General features: G+C 37.6%; 28 protein-coding genes. 1 reads left to right on the top strand and 27 read right to left on the bottom strand.

Going from position 1 to position 23,424, the window contains the following annotated elements; all coding sequences use genetic code 11:
- Window positions 1–36 precede the first annotated feature (36 nt).
- The 22 genes from NLBNIHML_RS29340 to NLBNIHML_RS29235 form a co-directional block, all read right to left on the bottom strand.
- Window positions 37–564, bottom strand: a complete 528-nt coding sequence (locus NLBNIHML_RS29340) for a YfiT family bacillithiol transferase (RefSeq protein WP_494353363.1) — start codon at window positions 562–564, stop codon at window positions 37–39.
- A gap of 181 nt (window positions 565–745) precedes the next feature.
- Window positions 746–1,075 carry a YxeA family protein gene (locus NLBNIHML_RS29335; RefSeq protein ID WP_494353362.1) on the bottom strand — a complete coding sequence of 110 codons (330 nt, stop codon included), beginning with the start codon at window positions 1,073–1,075 and terminating at the stop codon, window positions 746–748.
- Between the two features lie 14 nt (window positions 1,076–1,089).
- Window positions 1,090–3,018 (bottom strand): ABC transporter permease, encoded by a 1,929-nt coding sequence (locus tag NLBNIHML_RS29330; protein ID WP_494353361.1) that lies wholly within the window; start codon window positions 3,016–3,018, stop codon window positions 1,090–1,092.
- On the bottom strand, window positions 3,015–3,794 hold the full coding sequence (locus NLBNIHML_RS29325; RefSeq protein ID WP_494353360.1) for an ABC transporter ATP-binding protein: 780 nt from the start codon (window positions 3,792–3,794) through the stop codon (window positions 3,015–3,017). The genes NLBNIHML_RS29330 and NLBNIHML_RS29325 overlap by 4 nt, the downstream gene beginning before the upstream one ends.
- A gap of 160 nt (window positions 3,795–3,954) precedes the next feature.
- Window positions 3,955–4,992 (bottom strand): sensor histidine kinase, encoded by a 1,038-nt coding sequence (locus NLBNIHML_RS29320; protein ID WP_472478660.1) that lies wholly within the window; start codon window positions 4,990–4,992, stop codon window positions 3,955–3,957.
- Between the two features lie 11 nt (window positions 4,993–5,003).
- A complete protein-coding gene (locus tag NLBNIHML_RS29315; protein ID WP_339260563.1) occupies window positions 5,004–5,687 on the bottom strand; it encodes a response regulator transcription factor in 684 nt (227 codons plus the stop codon).
- Window positions 5,688–5,809: 122 nt separating this feature from the next.
- Window positions 5,810–6,793 carry a phosphotransferase enzyme family protein gene (locus NLBNIHML_RS29310; protein WP_339260561.1) on the bottom strand — a complete coding sequence of 328 codons (984 nt, stop codon included), beginning with the start codon at window positions 6,791–6,793 and terminating at the stop codon, window positions 5,810–5,812.
- Between the two features lie 77 nt (window positions 6,794–6,870).
- A complete protein-coding gene (locus NLBNIHML_RS29305) occupies window positions 6,871–7,272 on the bottom strand; it encodes an NUDIX hydrolase (protein ID WP_105598261.1) in 402 nt (133 codons plus the stop codon).
- Window position 7,273: 1 nt separating this feature from the next.
- Complete coding sequence (locus tag NLBNIHML_RS29300) at window positions 7,274–7,819, bottom strand: GNAT family N-acetyltransferase (protein ID WP_339261386.1); 546 nt, start codon at window positions 7,817–7,819, stop codon at window positions 7,274–7,276.
- A 352-nt stretch (window positions 7,820–8,171) separates the two neighbouring features.
- Window positions 8,172–8,747 carry a dihydrofolate reductase family protein gene (locus NLBNIHML_RS29295; RefSeq protein WP_494353359.1) on the bottom strand — a complete coding sequence of 192 codons (576 nt, stop codon included), beginning with the start codon at window positions 8,745–8,747 and terminating at the stop codon, window positions 8,172–8,174.
- Window positions 8,748–8,976: 229 nt separating this feature from the next.
- A complete protein-coding gene (locus NLBNIHML_RS29290; protein ID WP_494353358.1) occupies window positions 8,977–9,768 on the bottom strand; it encodes an HAD family hydrolase in 792 nt (263 codons plus the stop codon).
- Window positions 9,769–10,071: 303 nt separating this feature from the next.
- Window positions 10,072–10,872, bottom strand: coding sequence for an inositol monophosphatase family protein (locus tag NLBNIHML_RS29285; protein WP_494353357.1), 801 nt, complete (start codon window positions 10,870–10,872; stop codon window positions 10,072–10,074).
- Window positions 10,873–10,961: 89 nt separating this feature from the next.
- Complete coding sequence (locus NLBNIHML_RS29280; RefSeq protein WP_494354776.1) at window positions 10,962–11,519, bottom strand: AAA family ATPase; 558 nt, start codon at window positions 11,517–11,519, stop codon at window positions 10,962–10,964.
- A 77-nt stretch (window positions 11,520–11,596) separates the two neighbouring features.
- The gene (locus NLBNIHML_RS29275) at window positions 11,597–12,229 is read right to left on the bottom strand and encodes a hypothetical protein (protein WP_494353356.1); all 633 of its coding nucleotides are present in this window, start codon (window positions 12,227–12,229) and stop codon (window positions 11,597–11,599) included.
- Window positions 12,230–12,423: 194 nt separating this feature from the next.
- Window positions 12,424–13,191, bottom strand: a complete 768-nt coding sequence (locus NLBNIHML_RS29270; RefSeq protein WP_494353355.1) for a nucleotidyltransferase domain-containing protein — start codon at window positions 13,189–13,191, stop codon at window positions 12,424–12,426.
- A gap of 66 nt (window positions 13,192–13,257) precedes the next feature.
- Window positions 13,258–13,875, bottom strand: coding sequence for a Type 1 glutamine amidotransferase-like domain-containing protein (locus NLBNIHML_RS29265; protein WP_494353354.1), 618 nt, complete (start codon window positions 13,873–13,875; stop codon window positions 13,258–13,260).
- Between the two features lie 61 nt (window positions 13,876–13,936).
- Entirely contained in the window at window positions 13,937–14,314 is a 378-nt protein-coding gene (locus NLBNIHML_RS29260; RefSeq protein WP_494353353.1) for a hypothetical protein, read from the bottom strand.
- Between the two features lie 140 nt (window positions 14,315–14,454).
- On the bottom strand, window positions 14,455–15,006 hold the full coding sequence (locus NLBNIHML_RS29255) for a hypothetical protein (RefSeq protein ID WP_339241754.1): 552 nt from the start codon (window positions 15,004–15,006) through the stop codon (window positions 14,455–14,457).
- 80 nt (window positions 15,007–15,086) lie between these two features.
- Window positions 15,087–15,791: an HAD family hydrolase gene (locus NLBNIHML_RS29250; RefSeq protein WP_494353352.1), complete on the bottom strand. Its 705-nt coding sequence runs from the start codon at window positions 15,789–15,791 to the stop codon at window positions 15,087–15,089.
- Window positions 15,792–16,396: 605 nt separating this feature from the next.
- A complete protein-coding gene (locus NLBNIHML_RS29245; RefSeq protein WP_494353351.1) occupies window positions 16,397–16,714 on the bottom strand; it encodes a hypothetical protein in 318 nt (105 codons plus the stop codon).
- Window positions 16,715–16,924: 210 nt separating this feature from the next.
- Complete coding sequence (locus NLBNIHML_RS29240; RefSeq protein WP_494353350.1) at window positions 16,925–17,365, bottom strand: hypothetical protein; 441 nt, start codon at window positions 17,363–17,365, stop codon at window positions 16,925–16,927.
- A gap of 392 nt (window positions 17,366–17,757) precedes the next feature.
- Window positions 17,758–17,982, bottom strand: coding sequence for a helix-turn-helix domain-containing protein (locus NLBNIHML_RS29235; protein ID WP_494353349.1), 225 nt, complete (start codon window positions 17,980–17,982; stop codon window positions 17,758–17,760).
- Between the two features lie 153 nt (window positions 17,983–18,135).
- Here NLBNIHML_RS29235 and NLBNIHML_RS29230 point away from each other — a divergent pair, with 153 nt between their 5' ends.
- Complete coding sequence (locus NLBNIHML_RS29230) at window positions 18,136–18,423, top strand: hypothetical protein (protein WP_494353348.1); 288 nt, start codon at window positions 18,136–18,138, stop codon at window positions 18,421–18,423.
- 241 nt (window positions 18,424–18,664) lie between these two features.
- On the opposite strand, the gene NLBNIHML_RS29225 is transcribed toward NLBNIHML_RS29230, so the two are convergent.
- The 5 genes from NLBNIHML_RS29225 to NLBNIHML_RS29205 all read right to left on the bottom strand — a co-directional run bounded on the left by NLBNIHML_RS29225 (window position 18,665) and on the right by NLBNIHML_RS29205 (window position 23,278).
- Window positions 18,665–19,273, bottom strand: a complete 609-nt coding sequence (locus tag NLBNIHML_RS29225; RefSeq protein ID WP_494353347.1) for a hypothetical protein — start codon at window positions 19,271–19,273, stop codon at window positions 18,665–18,667.
- Window positions 19,274–19,399: 126 nt separating this feature from the next.
- Window positions 19,400–20,017: a hypothetical protein gene (locus tag NLBNIHML_RS29220; protein ID WP_494353346.1), complete on the bottom strand. Its 618-nt coding sequence runs from the start codon at window positions 20,015–20,017 to the stop codon at window positions 19,400–19,402.
- A 174-nt stretch (window positions 20,018–20,191) separates the two neighbouring features.
- Window positions 20,192–20,749 carry a DEAD/DEAH box helicase family protein gene (locus NLBNIHML_RS29215; protein ID WP_494353345.1) on the bottom strand — a complete coding sequence of 186 codons (558 nt, stop codon included), beginning with the start codon at window positions 20,747–20,749 and terminating at the stop codon, window positions 20,192–20,194.
- 233 nt (window positions 20,750–20,982) lie between these two features.
- Window positions 20,983–21,855, bottom strand: a complete 873-nt coding sequence (locus NLBNIHML_RS29210) for a phosphotransferase family protein (RefSeq protein WP_111621511.1) — start codon at window positions 21,853–21,855, stop codon at window positions 20,983–20,985.
- Window positions 21,856–22,180: 325 nt separating this feature from the next.
- Window positions 22,181–23,278 (bottom strand): Gfo/Idh/MocA family protein, encoded by a 1,098-nt coding sequence (locus NLBNIHML_RS29205; RefSeq protein WP_494353344.1) that lies wholly within the window; start codon window positions 23,276–23,278, stop codon window positions 22,181–22,183.
- Between the last annotated feature and the right edge of the window lie 146 nt (window positions 23,279–23,424).

The following is a 23,424-nucleotide window of genomic DNA, read 5'->3' as shown; positions in this document are numbered from 1 at the left end:
ATATATTACCTCCAAACTTGAGATATGTATAAGACCCTACCACCCTTGCGATGTTACACAAGATTTAATTTGAGCAATATGATGCTGCCCGTGCCATACAAATCTTTGAATTGCGATATCCAGTGTAATTGTACCTAACACTTCTGTTCCGAGTTTTCGTCTAAACTGATCCCGATGTAAACCATACAGTAGAGCGAGAAATCGCTTGTGCAGTATCTCCATCAGCAAAATTGATTCTTCGATGGGCGTACTCCTGTAATCATGTAATGATGCCCATAAATCCTCTCGATACGAGCTTGCCATCGGTTCCTCTTCAGTTAATGCTCTCTTGAACCTGATATAAGCGTTCATGTCATTGTCCGCAAGGTGGTGCACAATCTGTGTGATTGTCCAACCGCCTTCACGATAAGGAGTAGAGAGTTGATCATCATTGAGATGTTGTGTAATCTCTTTTAAGGTCTTCGTAATTCCGGGAATTTGACCTATGATGTGAATTCGGTCCTCATTAGAGAAGTTAAGACTTGGCTCAAAGTGTCCTATCGGAAAGCGTATATTTTCATCCAAAGTTGAGTACCTCCAATTTCCTACTACAGAACCAAATCATATCCAATATAACCCACAATGTTCCATTTGCGAAGTGTAAAAGCGAAAAAGAAGCAACCCTTATTATCAGGCTGCTTCTTCTATTGAACTTCTCTCATATCTGTACCCTTAACCATTTCACCTGATACGAAGAGTTCCAAACTCAGTTCAAATTCGATGGCATTTCAAGCTCTTTGATAAACTTATAGTCTGCTGTATAGGTACCTTTGGCGAGTACTTTTAAAAATGTGCCTTGATCGAGTCTGGTACTAGTGCTGAATACCACTCGTTTCATCTCACCACTTTCGGTGACCCCCTGCTCCTTATACTTATATCTGCCGTCATCATCTACAGGTTCAGCTTGGACCTTAACATATACATATTCCTCTTTCATCATTGGATTAAAACGATCAAATGGCTCACGCATGAAGAAATAGAGACCAGTAATCATAACAATAGCAACGAAACATGAAATAAGAATTCTTTTTTTCATCAATCTCTTCCTTTCTATAGAGCATGGATAACCATATTTTTATAATACCGAATCGTAACAATCATAAACACTAAATAGATGACGATATACGCTGCCATACTGAGGAGGATTGGGTTAAGCATGCTTGCAGCAATGAGTATAGTACCCACCTTCAAGGCAAAAGCAGCATGAGTTAGCCCAATGACCAGAGGGATCAAATAAACAAAGAGCTGTTTACGGATGATGCCTTTCATGATGTCGTCGATTTGAAAACCGAGTTGTCGCAATGTTCTGTACTGAGGTTTCTCTTGCTGGGCCTCGGTCATTTGTTTAAAGTACAAAATACTTCCTGTTGAAAGGATAAATACCAAACCTAAAAATCCAGCAATAAAAATGAGCAGCCCGAAGTTTTGACGTGATCCCTCGTATGTTGAATAAAAGTCCCTGAGTAACAGATCACTGTCTACGCTCGTTCGAAAGATATTCGACGCGATATCTGTTTTCTCCGTATCCAATACGTTAAACACCTCAAATGTCACTAATTCTTTGGACTCATTCTCCTGAATGCTGTCTCTCATTCGCGCGAAGGTATCTTCAGAGACAACTAATTGGTCGCCATGAAGGATGTAATTCATCACATTATTAAGCTCAGACTTGGAGACAGGTAGCAGATTGGTTTCATCATTTGATGCGTACTGTACTTCCCAGGGAGATGAAATCTCCATTCCTTCTAAAATGGCTCGCTTGCTATGATAGATGGCTTCACCGTCTTGGGGACGTTCCAGATCTAATCCAGCCTGTGCCATCTGCTCTGCTGAGAAAAGCAAAAATGGTCTGTTACGATGGCTCGGTTTTGAATTCTGATTCTGATCCACCCATGCGCCATCAAATCGAATGGCATGTACTTGATGAGACTCAAATTCAATCTGCGCATCTTCTAACTTATTTGTGATCACAGCGGCTTCCTCCGGCATATTTTCCATTGCAAAATCAAAAGGCATCGCCAATCTTACATCCTTTTCCATGGAATAATATAAGGAATAGGACAGGGAAATCATCGTAATGGTCATCGCTGACAAGATTGTGATTAACGTTAATGAATTGGCGTGACCTTTCATTCTGTGCATTAGAGATGCTACCGAAAGGCTATTCATTAAGCCCAGGTTCCCCTTCTGCCTTTTCCGATAGACATAGAATATCCAGCTTATGGTTGTATGGAAGACCAAATAGGTTCCAAGTATGGTACTGACGAGAACAATTAACATTATCAAAATTAGCGCATCTGCATTGTATCCAATAAAGGTGGACACATAATAACCAAACCCGATCAGAACTATTCCCGCTCCCCCTAAAATGGCTGACACACTGCTTGGACGTTTGACAAAACTTTCATTTTGATGATTAGCCTGAAACAATTGCAGCAATGTACTGCGATATACTGTCCATATGTTTTGTAAGGTTGTAACCGCCAGCAAGCAGGTAAATACAGCAATCGTTTGAATAAGAGCCTGGCCTGAGAAGGTTAAGCCAAACTTGGCATCTAGCCCCAACAGGTTCATTAATAGCAAGAGAAAGAGTCGTGAGAGCATAGTTCCAACGAATGTTCCGATCAAGAGAGCCCCTAGGCCAAGTATAGTGTGCTCCAAGATGAGTACTCGAGCGACCCAAGCCTTGGACAAGCCAATGAACTGATACAATCCAATTTCTTGACTTCGCCTTCTGATAAAGATATGTGTCGTATACATCGTAAAAACAATGGTGATGAGGATAAGCAGTATGCCTGCGATCTGAAAAGCCGTTGAGAAGTTTACACTGGTTTGAACGGTTTCCATAACGGTTTGATCATTTTGCAGAGTAGAAAAAATAAAGTACAAGCTGATGCTGAAAATCATCGCAAAAAAATAAAGATAATACATCTTGATGTTTTTCCGCATGCTGCGCATCACCAGTTTCCGTATGTTCATTTCGGGCTACCCCCTCCAAGGACAGCCTGCATATCCAGAATGTCTTTGAAGAAAGATTCTCTCGTTTTCTCTCCCCGGTACAATTCAGCAAAAACCTTGCCATCCTTCAGAAAAACGACCCGGCTACAATAGCTTGATGCCAGCGGGTCATGTGTAACCATAACAATGGTCACCTGCCGTAACTGGTTGATCTCATGTAAATTCTCTAATAGATTAGAGGCTGCTTTGGAATCCAGAGCACCGGTAGGCTCATCCGCAAAAACAAGCGAAGGCGAATGAATCAACGCTCGTGCCGCAGAGGTACGCTGCTTTTGACCGCCTGAGATTTCAGTAGGATACTTATCCGCTAATTCCTTAATGCCTAAAATCTCTGCAATCTCATTAAACTCATGTTCAGCTTCCATTTTACTGATTTTGGTTAAAGACACCGGCAGTAATATATTTTCTTTGACCGTTAACGTATCAAGCAAATTGTAATCCTGAAAGATAAAACCTAAATGCTGACGACGAATATCTGAAAGCTGTCTGTCCTTCATTTTGGAAATATCGTACGCTTGTATGAAAATTTCGCCATCCGTGGGACGGTCAATAGTAGCCAATGTATTGAGAAGCGTGGTTTTGCCTGAGCCAGATGGTCCCATAATGCCAACAAACTCTCCTTCTGTCACGCGAAGGTTGATGCCTTGTAACACCTGTTGATCATTTCCTTTTGAACCATATGATTTTCGTAGTCCCTCAGCAAGTAAAACGGTCTTCGGTGTGATCTGATCTTTCATTCCATACACTCCAATCCAGTTGTTCTATACACAGTGTAATTCTTTTATGTCTCTTGGTCGTAAGCTTTAGGTGATAAAATAAGATCTAATGTGATATTTTTGTCACTTTGCCAAAATAAAAAGCAGTCAGGTTTACATCTCCTAACTGCTTCATTGCTTATTAAATCGGTGATCGTCTAATTCGTTCGAATGGATTGTCACTAGAAAATACCATCCCAATCGACGTACCTTCGCCAACAGCCGTAGCAACCTCAAGTCGAATGCGTAACTTCTTGCTTATTTCTTTGGCAAGATAGAGCCCCATACCGGTGGCTGTGTGCTGAACCCTTCCATTTTCTCCAGTAAAGCCTTTATCAAATATACGTGGCAGGTCATGTACTTGAATGCCGGGCCCTTCATCTTTAACGGAGACAGTGACATATTTATTATCTTGGAAATCAATATGGATAGATACTTTTCCATCGGTTGGACTGTATTTAATCGCATTTGTTAAAAGCTGCCTCATCACAAATCCGCACCACTTTTTATCCGTATACACGGCAGCACCGGTATTCCCCATAACCTCGATGGTTATATTTTTTTCCATACACCATGTGGATAGCTCACGCACCTCTTCTCTTATCAAATCTTGCACTTTCAACTTGTCCGGGAGCAAGTCTGAGTCCAAGTTAGCTAATCGTGAAATATATAGCTGCCGGTCGATCAATAAATGCATTCTCAACCAGGGTGAATTTAACCTTTGTGCTAACTCATTAGAACGGTGGCCATCAAGGATAATCTTCATTGCGGTAAGCGGCGTTTTCACTTCATGAACCCATGAGGAAAGGTCATCATGTTCCATTCGTTGGGTTAACTGATCCGCACGACGTTTGTTCAGATCATGCTCATGAATATTTTGCAGAAAGGTATACATCACCTCGTCAGGAAAACGACTTTGGGGTTGGGGAATGTTTTCAAACCAGTCATCTCCCACATCGTTAGTAAGGGTATGTAAAGACTTATAGTAGGCTGTTTCCTTCTTATATCTCCAGATCAAAAAAACAATACAGATGGTTAGAAACAACGTATTCAAATAGATAAGTGAATGCGGCTCCACATCTATACCGGCGTCAAATTGTATCAAAGCATTGGTGAGCAGCAGCAGTAACCCAATTAAGCCGATCCAACTTTTTTTATAAACAAGATAAGCGATGAACAATGAGAAACCTCCTAAAGCGTAACGGCCATATACCCCAGACCTTTTTTAGTTACAATCCCTTCGGCTAAATGGAGAGAAGCGAGCTGTTGCCGTAATCTTGTGATGTTGGCAGTGAGTGTATTGTCATTCACATATTGATCATCATCCCAGAGCCTTTTCATCAGTTCATGACGTGAGATGATCTTATTATTGGACCTTACTAGAATCGAAAGAATAAAAAACTCATTTCTTGTCAGGCCAATCGTCTTCCCATCCTTATGTATTTCACAACTTTTCAAATCAATAATTGCTTGGTTCCATTCCATTACATCGGAGGACACTTCTTCATACGTATACGCTCGACGAAGAATAGCCTGAACCTTGGCTAGAAGTACATCCATATGAAAAGGCTTCTGAACGTAATCGTCCGCCCCTAGGTTCATGGCCATCACCATATCTGTCGGATGATCTCTGGATGAAAGAAAGATAATCGGAACTTTGGACACGGCACGTATTTCTCTACACCAATGAAAACCGTCAAACTTGGGAAGCTGTATATCAATAATCACTAAGTGTGGCGAATGATCAACAAAGGAATCCATCACATGAGAAAAATCACTTGGGTAACTTACTTCATATGACCACTGACTTAACGCTTCTCGAAGTGCTTCCAGGAGAAGAAGGTCATCCTCAATAATGAAGATATTCATATTCATGTATTACCTCCTTATCTTATATCGCAGTAGCCCCGATCTTGGGTCGAATGGTGTTTATCTAAAACATCACCAACCAAGAAAGGAGCGAGTTTAAGGTGAGTCTTTACGTCAGCCCTCACAACCTATAATTGAATGTCACATCCATCAAGAGGTTTGCCACTTTCAATACGATTTACCGTTTCAATAATAGCATTCTTTTGACTATCATTAAGATTCTCTTCATTCCCATCCCAATTGGTAAGCCACCAAAAGAAGGAACTAATATTTCTATATTCCATAAACAAAGGGATCCTCTGGATCCATTCTTGCTCTATGTTATTCTGTTTGATATAACCTTCTAGAAACTCATTTAAGAAATGCTTTGCAAATTCATCTTTCGATCTCCAGGCCTTGAAATGAGAACCCCACCAAACAGCGTGAGTAGCGGCGATTCCAATATCAAGTGCAAACCATCCATACAACGAATCATCAAAATCAAAAACAGTTATTTCTCCTTGATCGATAAGAAAATTATAAGGATGAAAATCATAATGAATCAGACCATATGATTCTTTGCCCTTAGGCAGATTTTTCATTTCTGTTTCAATTGTTCTGAGTTTGTTGAGGAGTACTTGATAATTACCAAAATGTAAATGTGGATTGTTTATTTCCGCTACATCCCATTCCATCCTTTTGTATTTCAAATCGCCAGGATCATAAGATTTGGTCAACCGATGCATTGCCCCCATTGTTTCGCCCCATGTTTTAAACAAGCTTGGTCCCCATAATTCTGGATTGCTATCGAAAAAAATGCCAGGGGCTCCCTCGAACACAGTCGCAATATAGCACTTTTCATAGTGCTTACATACAGCAGTTAATTCACCTTCAAAAGTCTGGATTGGCAATGATGCATGAATGCCTCTTTCAACTAAATACCGTACCCAATGGACTTCTGCCTTAATATTAAGTTCAAATTCAACTGGTTTTTCTGATAAACGTAAAAAATATTCCTTATCCCCTCTATTAAACCTGTATACTTCATTACAAGAATTGCTTACGAACTTTAACGAATTAGTATCAAATCCAAATGAATTAGCTGATTGAGAAAGTATTTCATTACCGAGCAAAATGATTCTCCTTTTCTATTGCCGGACCGAGGGAGCAAACCCGATACGTTTAATGTATTGAGATCTTATGGATGCCCTTATTCTGAAAATTCAATCAAAAATGGATGGCTTTTCTCATCTAATGCATTATGAATTCTGTCATAGAAATTTCCCCATGTTATCATTTGCCCAGCTTCTTCTAAAGTAAAGTAACCCACCTCTTCACTTTCATCACTCGTAGTTAAAGCTCCACCAATCGGTTTTCCAGTAAATATATTGTTGCATACGCCGCGCGTTATGTTCTGATACAACCCACAAAATTTAATTAATTCAATGTCAATCCCTGTCTCCTCTTTCACTTCGCGAACTGCTGCCTGCCTAATAGTCTCTCCTTCTTCAACACAACCTTGAGGCATTTCCCAGCCTCTTCGACCTTTCATGAGTAAAATCTCATTATGTTCATTGAGAACGATTACACTTGCAGACACGATAAATTTCATTCTAATTCCTCCTATCAAATTCATCTTTTAAAATACTCATACAAATAACATCCCAATATTTACCTTTCTTATATATCTTATTTCTAGATCTCCCTTCTTCCTTAAACCCACATTTAACATAACTTTTATATGCTCTCTCGTTATATTCGTATACCTCAAGCTCTAACCTATTTAAGTTTAATTCCTCGAAGACAAATTTCTGTAGTACTTTTATTGCTTCACTACCATAACCTTTTCCCAATTGATCTTTTTTCCCTATAACGATAGCCAAATATGCAAATCGATTCTTCCAATCTATCCTATATAGATCTATTTGACCCAAATATTCGAGTGATTCTCTAAACGCTATAATAAAACTTCTATTACTCGACTTACCTTCAACCATTGTTCTAAAAAAGGACTCCGTCTCATTCCTCGAATGAGGATATAAAAATTGATCAGATAAGGTATGGGTAATATCCGGATCGTTTACCCATCCTCGAATATGTTCTAAGTCTTCATTTTGATAATCTCTAAGTGTTATCCTGTCACCAAAAATATATGACAACATTAATCATCCTTTCCATGATTTTCTGTTGTAGATGGACTTCTGCGAATTACTTACATTATCCATGATTTAAAAAGCCCATCGATGCTCCTCTGGCAAACACTCATCACAAAGTAATTGCCCTTCAATAACTGCTCCATTATTAAGTTCATCCATATGATTTGGTTTCTCTCTATCCGTTGCCCATGAATTACATTTTGCACACCTTCCGCAATTCATTACTTCTGGATCGAGATACACAGAGGAACTACTCTCCCATTGTAATTTCAGATCTTTCCTTGTTGTAATTTCGTTCTCTAGTACAGGAGTCAAATCCCCATCGATTTCTTTATGTTCATCTTTACGAGGCTAGTCATCTAACCGCCTGGTAGCAGAGACCAATAGCTCCCGACTTGAAAGTTTTATTTTCAATAAGCTTAAGATTGGTCTTCTCTTGGAGTCCTTGAAACAATGGCAACCCGCTACCGATCAGGACAGGAGACACTGTGATTTTGTACTCATCGATTAGATCAAGACCCATCACGTGGTGTGCAAACCTTGGACTGCCGAGGATTACCATATCCTTGCCTGGCTGCTGTTTGAGGTTCCTAATCTCTTCCTCGACATCTTCTTTCACCAGTCTGGAATTGTTCCATTCCACGTTCTCCAGCGTTGTGGAAAATACGATTTTGGCTGTCTTTTCGATCCACTCTGCATGATTCCGTTCATACGGTGAAGCTGATGGGTCTGAAGACACAGATGGCCAGTAATTATACATCATCTGATAAGTTCCACGTCCCCAAAGGACAGTGTCGGCAGTACTCAAAACTTCTTGTGCGTGTTTCTCCAAATCAGCATCGTAGGAAACCCAGCCAATGTCCATTTCACCGTTCGGCCCTTCTACAAACCCATCAAGTGAAGCGTGCAGAAATAAAACGAGTTTTCTCATTTTCAGATCTCCTTTATTAATATGATGTAATGTATTGAATACAAGATACCATGTTTTTTTATTCTTGTACTGATTTCATCTAACATTCCTGCATTCACGACCCAAGCCGACTTAGATAGCTCTTATCTTAGGGAATAGATGTATATATACCTCATTCATCTTCAATATACTTCTGCCAGATCAAGAACCCAATGGCTTGTAGTGCGAATGTTGTGTTAGATGATGATACCTAAAGTTTCCGTTTCTCACACAATCCTTCTAAGATTATTGCTACTCCATCGTTATCATTAGTTTCTGTTATTTCATCTGCAATATCTTTCAATTCAACTACTGCATTCCTCATTGCTATTGAATATGCAGCTGACTTGAACAATCCTACATCATTGTGATCATCACCAAATACAATCAATGAATCCAGTTCTTCATTGTATATATTGCAAAGCCTAGTAATTGCTAACTCTTTCGATGCTTGAATTGGCATTATTTGAATCAGTTGATTTTTATCCGTAATCAGTATATTTACTTGCTGTCCAAACTTAGAAATAAGTCCTGGAATCTGATGTTCGCCTGAGAGCAATATCTTTGTAGCTTCATATTGTTTTAATTCTCTCCATGATTTAACTATTGGGTTAGACCTTGCATTCATTGTGGTAGTATAGTCATATTGGCGTAAGCCAAACCATTCATCTTTTACTTCCATTGTCATATCGAGTTGCGGATAATGATGTAAGCAATAATCGATGATTTCGGAAGTTAAATCAGATGGAATTGATTCATAAAATTCGGTCCTGGATTTATTACATATTGTTTGTGCTCCGTTATAATACACAAACGCTCCAATATCCAACAACTCTTTAGGAAGAAAAAACTTTACAGCTCTAGGAGGGCGTGCTGTTGCAAAAATTATTCTCATCCCGCTCTCATAACAGGAAAGTACGGCTTCAAAGTTTCTTTCAGAGACTTGATTTTTAGAATTTAAAAATGTACCATCCAAATCTAAGACAACTGTTGAATAATTCAATGAAACGCCTCCTCTACATAATTCATCGGGTTTTCATCTAATGTTTGTGCATTCCTGACGTTCAAGCGGCTTAAAAAAACTCAAGGGAACGGGTAGATAGACTTAGCCCGTTGAATGTATCGCCTTATACCGATTTCATCTACATTCCTGCATTCACGACCCGAGCCGACCTTAGATAGCTCTTATCTTAGGTCGGCTCGGATGTCATCAGAAATATCTCCTATAATTATACATCGGAATGATCAAGGGGTGTAAGCCCCGAAACGTGGATATAATATTAGATGAAGTCAGTTGTTTGTAACATTAACTCAATCCTTCTCTTACAATTTTCAATAATTCCTCTTTATGGTTCGGGTGACATGCAATTAAATAAGGTTCTTCTTTCATTCCATTAAATTTATTTCCTTCAAAATCTATAACAAGTCCCCCCGCTTCCTTGACCATTAAGATACCTGAATACAAGTCATCACCTTCAGAATTGTACAGAACAATCCCATCAATATCTCCTTTGGCCAACATACACCATTGAAGCGTTGGAGCCCATAATCTTAACATTCGCTTGAATCTGATATCAATGTATTGTCTTAGTTTTACTGCTAGTGGGTCGTTTTGTACTCTGTGACCTTGGATCCAACCTATATTTCCTTTGAGCATATTCGGGTTACTCTTCAATTGTATTCGTCGATTATTACAGCTTGTCCCTTCACCAATAACAGATACAAATAAACGTTCTGTTAGAGGTTCATAGACTACTCCAAGAACAGGCTCTCTTTTATACATTAAGGTAATGGATATCGAAAAAACAGGTAAACCAATTGCAAAATTATTAGTTCCATCTAAAGGATCAATTAACCATAACCAATCGTGCTCAGTTCCGATAAGCCCTGCCTCTTCACTGTGTATCTGATGATCTGGAAATACGTTCTGTATTTGTTTGATCATGATTTCTTCACAGATATGATCAACTTCAGTAACTACATCCCCAAATTCATCTTTAGATCTCAGTTCAATAAAGTTATCAAACTTCTCCTTAGAGATTAAACCTGCTTCGCGAATAATTGTTATTGCAATCTCTTTTGCGGTTTGAATAATCTTACGATCCATTATGCACCCCTTATTGATTTTGATTTTTCTCTTTGAATTCACCCATAACTTCTGCTGGAACGAGGGTAGCCCGATGAATGAACATTTTTTTATGTGGATTCATTCATTTCGTTGAATTGCTTACAAATTGATTTTGAAATCTTTCTTAAAATTATGCTTATAACTTCTTCTGTTTCTTTATTATCGGTGTCAATATGTTCTTGAAAATTAGTATCTTTAAATGCAATTAGAGCCGCGTTTGTTTGCTCCTGATACCAAAAATCAAATTTGTCTCCACGTTTTTCAATTCGTTTTTTGATCGTCTTTTCAGATGCTAAGAGGCAAAAATGAAAAGTATCTCGATCGATACTTCTAAATCCATTTAATATGTAGTTGAAATTTTCGGGCTTATAAATGGTCATTGGAACAATAAGATGTTTCTTATACCTATTCATTAATTCTTGAGCTGTCTGTACTACAAGTATTCTCCATAGTGCTATATCCTGAAAATCATCCGTTCGTTCTTCCTCAAAGTAGATCTCTTCTGTTAAGAGTTTTCTCAGCATATATCCAATTTCTTCAGGATCATAAATCATACTATTAGGTATTAAAGGCTGCAGCTTTTGAGAAGTCGAGGTTTTGCCGGATCCAAATGATCCATTAATCATAATAATCAAATGATCACTCCTTCTGGTTTAGTTTTACGTTTTGTGCGGAGCACTAACGACGATGCGTGAACATTTGGTTAAGCAATGTCGTTGCCCTCCATGATTCCCCTTACATACTCATCCCAATCCTTACCGTCTGTATTGATTTCGATTGTTGGGACTCTTGAGATTTGAGCTTGATGTCTTAATACATTTTGGACTTTTAATAATTCATTTACCGACGATCTTACTTCTTCTTCTGTTTTATAGATCCATTCTTCGGGTTGTCTGCTTTTAATTCTTTCTTCTACGACTTCGGGCGAGATTGTAAGCAAAATACACTTGGCGTTTAAAGACTCGAGCTGTTCTTCTATTTTATTGATCTCATCCACATCCGAATCTGCAAATGCAGCTCTATGATTTAAGTGAAATCTCTCCAGCACATAAAATAGTCCCCTAGATGCTCTAGATGCAGGACCAAGTTGAATTGCCCAATCGTTAAGTTTCTTTAGCATTTCAACCCGCTCTTTAAGTAACTCAATGTGTTCTTCTCGCGTTAGACTCACATATTCTCCATGTTTATTATTCAAAATTTGAGAATAATGTTCTCCAAGAATAACTACGCTCCGTTCTGAGGTTTCTTCTTGTGATTGATATCGTTTAATCGCTTTTAATACTGAAGTCTTCCCGGCATTTGAGTACCCCTCAAGAATTACTCCTCTAATATGCATTTCATTCTCCTCTCACTAACCATTATTTTACCTAACGTTCCTGTATTCATAACGTTCAACATTAGTTGAATGGTTTTTATAAAGCGCTTTCAATATATATATAGCAGACCAAGGCTCCGTGAGGAGCCGCTGCTTGAATATTATGTTATACGACGAAATAGCCTCTCAGAGTGACCAATATCGTCAAAATGTTGTTAACCCGAGGAAGCCCTGGAAGCAGCCATTGTATTTAAGGCGTTCTCAAAGTAGCTATATACTTCATCTGCAATTTCCAGAAACTCTTTAACAGATACATCGCTATCCAAGTAACAAGCATACAGATACTCAACTAAAGCGCCGTCAATCGAGCAATAGTTTATTATGGCATCCTTCATCTTAAAGATTTCATCTTCCCATATCCCGGTATCTTCTAAAATCAAAGAGTATAATGCACGAATTAATCTTTTAGAGTAACCTTTAATATATCTAGTTTTCAATGAGTGATCACTAACATTAGAAAGTGAACGACGTACACGATCTACTTCATCCTTGGTATCTGTATTCAAGTCTACAATGAATTCTGGAGAAATTATGATCGGGGGTACTTTTTCACCAATGTCCTCCCCATGTATGCAAACACAAATGATCTTAATCCAAAACCCCCAATCATTTGGTCTTCTTAATACATCATCAATCGAGCAAATGATCGTATCCATCTTAGTGACGAATGGATATTCTTCCAAAAGCCTGTCTTTGATCATTGACAATCTTTCGTAATCAATATCTTCGGGATTTGCACATACAATAGTAAAGTCTGCATCTGACTTAAAAGGTTGAGCTGTTCCTTTGGGAATCGAGCCACACATATAAATGCTATGAATCTTATCTTTGAATTCGTTAAGGATACGATCCACATACTTATCAACCAAATCCTTATATTCACTTTGTATTTCAATTCTATTGATAACTTTTTCTAATATCATATAGACTCCTCCTAAACAATGGGCTCCTTCGAGCTACTTATATTGAATTTACGACTTTCAATGTTCTTATTTTATTAAGATTGAGATATATTCTTCATCTTTAAGCCTTGTCACCTTACAGTTCTCATTGGCTTCAAATTCTACTATTCTCTCTTCAATTGTTTTATTAGTACTATCTTTAAATAGGTCATCTCGATCATAGTGAGGAAAAATAAGCTTGTCGGTTACTCCTAATGCCTTAAAATCCGTTAAATTCATTGTGTTCATCTGTGGAGTAAAGCAATCCACTAACTTAATATTCGGCCCCAATAATAGTGTTCCTGCACTTACTCCAACGATAATTACATTCTGTGCGGCCAGTGTTCTGATAATTTCATCAGCACCACTTTTCTTAGCGTAATACAATAATGTATATGGATTTCCACCATTGATATATATAACATCGCTATGTAGGAGAATTTGTGGATCATCAAATTCAATATCTACAAAATGGATATGCTGAAATCCCATGTCCTTAAACTCTTGCAATGCTCTTTGTGCATATCTATTAGTTTCTTTTGAAGGGGATCCTGTTGTAATAATTGAGACTCTTAATTTAGAAATATCTCCATCAATAAACTCCAAAAATTGATTTTTAATATCTTCAGTATAAAAACCACAAGAGGTTAGTAACAATCTACTCATAGAAATCCCCATCCTTTAATAATAGTATACGCAGCAGCCTCTTCTACGAACAAACTATTCGCTATCTGTTTTTTAGCTTATCCGATAATTCTACCCCCTCTTCCTCTGAAAGTTGTTCTTCCTCTCTTGTTTTTGTTTCATCTATCTTTCGTACATTTAATCCTCTTTTGATGAGCCATTCTTCACCAGGATTCATTGTAGTTGCTGGATGTGGGTATACATCCTCACTTGTAATTTCTTCATCAAGTATGTAAATGTATCCACATAACTTACCATTATGGAGTCTTGTGCCGTGCTCATCCAAAGCAACAATAGATGGTTTGTGTGAAAAGATTCTTGCTAACTCTCGATCCTGAGTTATTGTGCTTCCGACTAGTAGTTCATCTAAGAGCATTGGAGAACCATGGAACCAAGGCTTACTGTAGTCCCATTCTTTCATAATTATCACCTTCAATAAGTTTTATTATCTTTCTTCTTTATACTTATTCTTTAATTTCTTCGGTTTTGGCTTTTAGGGTATTGTCAATATCTTATACCGCACTGCTCATTAATCCCTTTTTATATAATTCGAAAGAATATTTACTTATTGTTTTTAAAATAATCATCTACTAGCTTTATATATTTAGCATACATATTTTCGATTTGAGTATTTACCTTTATAAATTCTGGTGAAGTTTGATCTAACAGTTCTTCTTTTACTTCATCTTGCATATTTACTATGTCTTTACTAATCAGCATGACGGCGTTATTCATATCGGTTATCAATTTTGAAGCTTCTTCTTTATTTAAAGTACTTTGGCCAAGTGATAAATCGGCAAACAACGGATCATAAGCAAGTGCCAGAAGATTTTTCAAGTCTTTTGATAAGAGAGTTGAAACATTGTGAGTTGTTTGATTGACCAATAATCGATATTTACTAGCTTCTCGGAAATCATTTTTTATATAGTATTGGTCTATTGTTTTACATAAATTATAGATTTCATTGTATTCAGTAGTCAGATTTTGTACAGCATCTTTCTTTAACTCATTGATATGCTTGTATAAAAAAACATTATGCACTCCAAGAATAAGCGCTATAATACTCACAAATATAAATAAAAATTCCAATTTTCTATTTTTCAGTTTCTCCATCAATCTCCCTCCAAATATACAAAAAACTATACTTCCAAAAAAATTATTGAAATACTTTATTGCTTGTAGTGATTTAATCTTTATACAATGATACTACCTTCTTCGATTCCACTAATAATATCTCTTACTTCTTTTAGATCTCTACATATAAAGTTGGGTTCTGCAATATCTGTTTTAATCTTATTTAATCGATTTAACCAGACTGTGGCTATTCCTAAATTACCTGCTCCACCGACATCACTCATTAAAGAATCCCCGATATGTAACACCTCTTTAGGAGACAGATTGTGTCTTTCTAGGGCTTCAATAAATAATTCTGGTCTTGGTTTATATGATTTAACGTCTTCACTTGTAATTATTTCATTTACCTTTATGCCATGATAAGCTATTGCGGCTTTTACATCAGCTGTGTCAATATTCGATAAAATGTAGACTTCATATCCTTGAAGAGATTCTAGAAATGGAAATGTATCACTAAATATTTTAGGCTTAATCCAGTGATCGAATTGCTTCTGGATGATCTCATTTACATCACAGGTTGAACTATATTTAGAAATCGTCTCATATAAAGATAGGATCCCGAGTTCGCGCTGAGATTTAAATGTCTTACCATAGCTGTTTTTAAACATACTCGAAAACATCTTCCACCAGTACTTCCCTATATCACTGACTTCACATTCTTCCACACTATTTTCTTGTATTTCCTTACAGATCAATGGGATGATATCGTCATCCTCATGAACCAAGGTTCCATAAAAGTCCAAAAATATTGCTTTAATACTCATCAGCTCATCTCCTTTGGTTAAACTCTCTAAGCCTATTCTGTAGTAGTATTGTCGTGTACGTTCCTGGTTTCACGACCCAACGAATGCCGGGCCAAAGACGAATGTCCGCAACGTGAATATTATATTATGTTATGCAATGATACTGCCTTCGAAAGATATCTACAAATGAGTTTCTTTATTCAACCAATCATCAATAGATCTATGTCTCCCTAATCGAACTGTATCAAATTCATCTTTTTCTTCAGTCTCATTACTCCTAGTATTTCTAGTGACTTATTGATTGCATTATTGCTTAAGGTCTCTTCAAAAATCACTTCTCCCATTTCCCAAACAATACCATTTTGCGACCCGACTCCACCAAAATATTCTGCTTCAACATAAGTTGTCCTACTAGACTGTGATATTTCTGAACAGAACTTTCCGATCGAGTCTGTTAAATATTCTTATATATGTTTCTATATAAATCAATAAAATCAACTGATGTAATAATTCCACGAAAGTCATAAGCCATAATTTTTATTTTTCCTCTTTGACTTTTTATGATTTAATAGTATTTTGCACTACTTCTACATAACGTTCCTGTATTCATGAACCACACTCATAACTTAATCAGCTTCATATTCATTTTTATCTATCACCATTCTTGCACTTATCCATTCTTCAAATGAATCATATATTTTAGTCCTTGGCCATTTCATATTTTGTTCAGTTTTTCCATTCCAAGTCAGATGGACTTGAGCATATTTTTCAGGTTTATTTAGTAGTTGAAATAAAACTTCATCGCAGTCAATTCGTCGTGCGATAATTTTGACTTTCTCATCCTTAAGAAGATGCGAGCTTGATAACTCTTTATACAATTCACTTACATAGATATCAGATTGTTCTTCAACCCAAGGTTCTGAAAATTTATATATTCCAGTCATAATGATCTTCTCTTAGTGTGTATATTTTTTGCTTTTGCAGAAGTTTCCTAGACCGGAGATTTCCGATGGCTTCAATCAGATTCCTGCTCACGTGGGACACCCTGTCTCAAACTATGGTTTACTTTTACGCTCAACATTCGGAAGATAATCCTTAATATAGAATACATGCTGAACGCACAATCAAAATTTAAGAGGATTGTTATCCTCCCTTTAATTCGCAATAGACAAATATGTATTAATGACATGCACAATACCAAAAAGTACTGTTGGTATAATAGCCAGATAATTTTGAAGCCAAATCTCAGCTAATATAAAATATACTACCGGGAGAACGGCCATCCCCAAAAAAATAATCGAGTTTGCGTTGCCTGTAAAATACAATATCCATAGCCCATAATAAAAAATCAACATTATTGCCATACCAATTATACATGGACATCGCATTTCCGATGCTTGTTCTCTTACAACAAATATCAGAAGAAAGAAAAATATCGCCTGACTTCCGTGCTCCAAAACATCTAAAATCAAATGGCTAATTGCATTATTTCCTAATATATCTGACGTAGGAATTAAAAAATAAAAAATATTTGGTATCATTGGCAATAGAAAGATTAGCAGACCCTTCCACGAAAAACCAAAATGATAATTCATTTGATCCTCTCTTTCGCATAATCAAAATATTCTTTAGTTTGCACCCTTATTATGAGTCCGCATCTCTGGAATTCCAATTGATGACCGGGGAGCATAACTAACGATGTGGAAATTTATTGTTATATGTTACACCTTCTAATATTCCGTTCATCCTGGTTTTCAACTGCTACGTTGTAAATGTATTCTTTCACCTATATTTATGATTTGTTGTTAATTGGTTGCATGGTTTAACATTCTTCAGAGGTTGCGTATAAAGTTCCTGTATTCACGAACCCCAGAGGGATTGTCTGCTGAAATGCCTCTCCGAAATCCATCAGCAGATCAAGGCTCCAAAGGAGCCTTTACTTGAATATTATGTTATACGACGGAATCACTTCACGAAAATACTTTCACTATTTTTCTTCTTCAGGTACATATTCAATTAAATCAGATAATTTGCAGTTAAATGTATCGCATAGTTTGAATAAGGTTTCCAGCTTTGTTGTTTCTATATTCGTTTCCCTATATAACTTGTTGATTGAGTTCCGACTTAAGCCAGATCTCAGCATCAATTCGGTTATATCATCTATTCGATGTTCTGCCATGAGTTCTCGTATATTGCACTTGATTATGTTCATCTTCTCCCCTCCATAGTTCTATCTTATCTTCCATATTAGTAATCATCAATGAAAAGCGAATTTTTAACTCTATAAAGTCAAATTTTCACCTTGTAATTAACTTTACGAGGTTATATAATAACTCTATAGAGTTAATTAAAGGAGGAATAAGATATGGTTAATACAGTAGAATCGCTAACAGAACCACTTATAAGAATACGTCTGGAATTACTCTATACTGAGCTTTTGGAGTGTCATGCGGAATACACTCAATTTTCTTCTGAGTCAGAACAATACTTTAAAACACTTCGTGATGCTTTACCCGATCAACTTCAACATACGGTTTTTCTTTACGAAGACGCTCAAATTTCTCTTCAATCCATCTTAGAAAGAAGTATCTACATACAAGGTTTCAAAGATGCTCTACACCTCTTTAGTGAATTGCAAAACTCTAGTATTTAGAGGATCATATGATCCTCTTTTCTATTATATTTAATCCTGTCGTATAACGTTTCCGTGTTCACAAGGTCCTAGCACCCTAAACTGCTCGCCGAACGACTAGTTCGATCAACTGGCCACGACCGCGGTTGGGTGGTAGGATGTGTCGCCTGAATCCACTTCCCTGACTTATCTCCTGGCGATCGAGGCGGCTTGTCCGCCAATGCGTAAACACCTTGTTATATGATGAGGACGCCTTCCTCGACTACGCTAACTTAGAAAATCGATCTTTTATTAAGTCATTAATTAATTTGTGTTTGACTTTACTTGTATATAGTATTGTAAGATTCTGACCATCATTAAAATGAATAAAGTAATTTTCCTTGTCATTTCTGATAGCTAGTTCCCCTATCTTCATCAGCAAATTAAAGTCAATCCAATCATCTTCAAAATGTATTTCCCATTCATATTTCTGATCATCTAAAATAAACGATACTTTAGCATCTTCATTATCAAAATCTACATGGCTGTTTACCTGTTGTATTTGCAATATACCACCAGTTAAACTTACGAGTTCATTAATGATTTTCGAATAAATCTCTTCGTTCTCAACGCATTCGGTATCAAAGCTCCAAACATCCTTCGACAATCTAACTTCATTGTCATTTTCATCAATAAGATCTGAACCCATCATCGAAAGTAAGAGAGAATAGGGATCGTCTTCGTAAGTTTCTCGATCAAAATGATACAACAACTCTTTCACAACACCATCATCACTAGTTGTGAAAGATATACCAATATCTTTGAGAACCTCTATTTGGTTTTCTAATGAGATCTTTGTTTCTTTCGATTTCTTACCAAAAAAGTTAAACATCCTTGATCCCCCTTAATATTAGCTAGCGCCCCTTTCTTACAACGTTCCTATATTCACGAATCGATGCATGTCGAGTGTCCGGCGACTGCCGGATCAAGGACGTATGTCCGCAGCGTGAATATTATGTTATACGGAGTCATCTTCTTCACGAGAAACATACACTAATGTCCATGCACTTCTTGAAAAAGCATTATCAATAGCTATGATATTTATTAAGTTATCTATTTCCATCGGAGGAGAATACAATTCCATAAATTTATTAACTTTAATAGGCAAGAAATTCTTAGTAGATGCGTGCCACGACCACATATTCCTATCTTTAAATTCTTTCATAATATTCGCTTGAGTTTCGTATATAAACCTGTATGAGTCTCCCCTCCACTCTTGCGGAAGATGAGTTAATATTTCATTTAATCCAGCAGCAATCCAAATCAAAGCTTGTTTCTCAGTATCATCTTTAGCGTCCCATAACATTTCAGCAGTTCGGTTAAATCCTACTACTGTGTCCCAATCAGCACCTAGGATACCTCTATCATTCAACTTTTTAGTTCTATATTTAATTTCATTGGTCGGCCACCAATCTATGATTTCAGTTCCAATACTAAGATTAGGATTCGAATGTGATCCTATTTGAACTTGTTTAAAGATTGGGTCTTCGATAGATTTATGATTGTAGTCTTCAATAAAATATTTCCAAGATAAATAGACATCTTTCCATAAGAAGCCTTTAGAATTCAAACTCATTTTGAATCTCCTTTTAGTGAAATATTTTCTTCTGTGGGATGATTTCGTATAACGTTCCCGTATTCACGACCCAACGCATGTCCGGTGGCCGGCGAATGCCGGGCAAGGGCGTATGCCCGCAGCGTGAATATTATGTTATAAGATGTTGGCGCCTTCTTGAATTACTCACACTTACTATAAATTAAATTCATCTTTAATTAATCTTGCGACTTCATTTGCACTTAAATTTGTATTATTGATTCTCAAATAGTTCTCTCTAGTAATTTCTCCCTCTTTAGAATTGAGTCGATGTTCTTCCATTGTTTTGATTAAGTCCATTTCAGAATATTCAATATTTCTTTTTGTTGGTTTTTGATCAAGTCTAAACGCCGTTTTATTTCGTTTTAATCGTTCTTCTATATCTGACTCTAATTCAACAAAATAAATTTCTGCCCCTTTCGATTCAAACAAGTTACATGTTTGCTTGACGAATTCCCAGTCCTTCTGAAGATCAAACCCCCAAAGGTAAGTAAAAATAAGTCCATACTGGTTGCTGCTTGCGAACGATTCAAAAAGCTCTCTTCTTACGATACTTGATAACCTCCAAGTTTCACTACCAAAACCAAAAAAGGGATGAAATAGCTCGATCGACATGTGATTGTGAAACAATTTCAATTCCGTTATTTTCGTTAATTCATGACCAACCGTCATCTTTCCAACGGCCTGTGGGCCAAATATCAATATGAACTTCATAGGTATCACCCCGGTTCTTAATATCTTGCGCCAATGTCTTATAACGTTGTTGTATCCACGAACTCCAACGGGGTTGTCTGCTGATATGCCTCTTCGAAATTCACCTCGCAGACCAAGGCTCCAAAGGAGCCGCAGCGTGAATATTTTGTTATAGGATTTCAGCTTCTTCTTTGAAACACTAAATATAAATTGTTATTGCTCATTCACAACCACAAACAAACAATTAAGTGGTTCTATCTAAATTCTTTAATTCCGTCTTCAAAAGCTTCTGCATCATTATGATCTATCCCATGTAGAGCTTCCTGTAAAGCAAAGGTACTTCTATAAAAATGGACTCTTTCTGAAATTTGTCTTCCATTTGGGTATAACTTCGTGCAGATTTCGAAAAATTCTTCTCCGTAGCTAGAAAGAATTCCTGCTAAGTCATAGGCTGGATCCCCAAGTCCTGAGCCTCCGAAGTCAATAATGCCTGCAATTCTTTTATCTTTTGGATTCCATATAATATTGCTTGCTCCAAAGTCTCCATGAATCAAAGTTTTCTTCAAACTCTGATTATCAATATTATTTAAAAATGCATTAAAGTTCTCTACTACTTTTTCTCGCGCATCTAACCGCATAAATGGAAATAGTTTTTCTTTTATTCTAGTAAACAAAACTTCTATAATTCCATGTATACTTTCATACTGTTTTTGCAATCTTATCGCTTTCGGTATGTCTATGGAATGGAGTTCAATAAGAAACATAACAAGTTGTGAGGCAATTTCATTTATAAATTTTTGGCTTTTGATAGTTATTAATTCGTCCTTCCATAAAGGAGCGCCTTCAATCAGTGAATAACCCATGAAGGTCTTACCCACCTCCAACTCATCGAATGATTGATAGGCTGGATAGGGAATCTGCAGAGTTACAGTCTTTCTAATTGTTTCTAACAATCCTGTTTCTCGCTTAAATTTTTCTAATCCTTGCTTATACTTAGGAAACCTAAAGACGAGAGATCGATTAATAATAAATACGTCATTATTCTGACCGATCTCATTTCGTTTTACATCTTGAATATGTAAATCTGGATAAACTTCTTTAATGCGTTGAACGTAAGTAGAGATCATGTATACAAGCTCCTTTGATAATAACTGTTTTACATTCATGAATTTTAGCTGATTTCCTATAACATCATATCTACGAACTTCGTAAATACCTCTCTTTTTAACGAATATCCGAACTACATATAATATAACCCATAATAATCCATCTGCGAAGTCACCAACGTACTCAAAAAAGCAGCCCGAGTAAACTGTCCCACATGTTAGCCATAACTAACATTTTGGATGCAGTTCACACCAGGGCTGCTCTTTCCTCACTCAACAATAGAAGAATCACCGATAGTCTTCAGTGATCTGACTTTGCTACCTTTGCTGCCTTCACACAAAGCATTTACTTCGCTCCACCACTCCAAACCACACGCTCGCTCATGGCTTTATGTTGTGCAATCAGGCAGAGTTCTGCCGCTTTGAAGGCATGTTCCTGTGTCATGGCTGTCTCGGTGCGATCCAGACAATCGCGAATGAGTTGGCCGAAGAACGGGTAACCGACCTTTCCTTTTACATTGTAGCGGTACTCTCCTTCATGATTGACCAAGTACACTTGATCCCCCTGAGATTCCCTTGCGATGTCGATATACTTCCGCAGCTCGATATAACCGTCCGTTCCCAGAATAACGGTACGTCCATCGCCCCATGTGCCCAGACCATCCGGTGTGAACCAGTCCACTCGGAAGTAACCGGAAGCACCGTTATCCCCGATCAGCGAAGCTTCGCCGAAGTCTTCCAATTCCGGGAACTGTGGGTGATTGAAGTTATGCACCCGGCTGAACCCTACCTCAGCGTCCGTACATGATGCAAACGTCAGAAATTGTTCGATCTGGTGACTTCCGATATCGCAGAGAATGCCGCCGTACTGCTCATGCTTGAAAAACCAGTCAGGTCTTCCTCCTGCATTCAGTCGATGCGGGCCTGTACCCATAACTTGCACGACTTTGCCGATTGCCCCTTGTTCAATGAGTTGTCCGGCATAGATCGCACTTTCTACATGCAGTCGTTCACTGTAATACACCATGTACTTTTTGCCTGTTCGCTTCACTTCTTCTCGTGCAAGCTTTAATTGCTCCAGCGTGGTAAACGGGGCTTTGTCTGTAAAATAGTCCTTGCCTGCGGTTAGCACTCTCATGCCAAGCGGCGCACGATCTGAAGTGATCGCTGCACTCGCCACCAATAATACCTCATCATCTGCAAGCACTTCCGCTTCAGATCCAGCGACTTGAGCCTGTGGGAACTGCTTTCGAAATGCCTCTACCTTCTTCGGGTCCGGATCATATACCCATTTGAGGGTAGCCCCTGCTTCTAACAATCCCCCAACCATGCCGTAGATGTGTCCATGATCCAGCGCAACAGCAGCAATCGTGAACTCACCCGGACCACATACGACCTCTTTGGTAACACTTTTCGGTGCATAGAACATTCCGTCTTTAGCCATGTCATCCCATCCTTATTATAAAATGTTGTTTACAATGAACTCGCCTATATAAGCTGAACTAAGGATTATCTACACTGATACTACGACGACAGAATTACCTTCCAATCGCTGTTATCCCCAGTTTTTTCGATTCTCTTTTCCAGAGG

Source organism: Paenibacillus sp. JNU01, from assembly GCF_059130585.1.
Note: the sequence above shows the minus strand (reverse complement) of the source record. Positions and strands in the feature narration are given on the sequence as shown.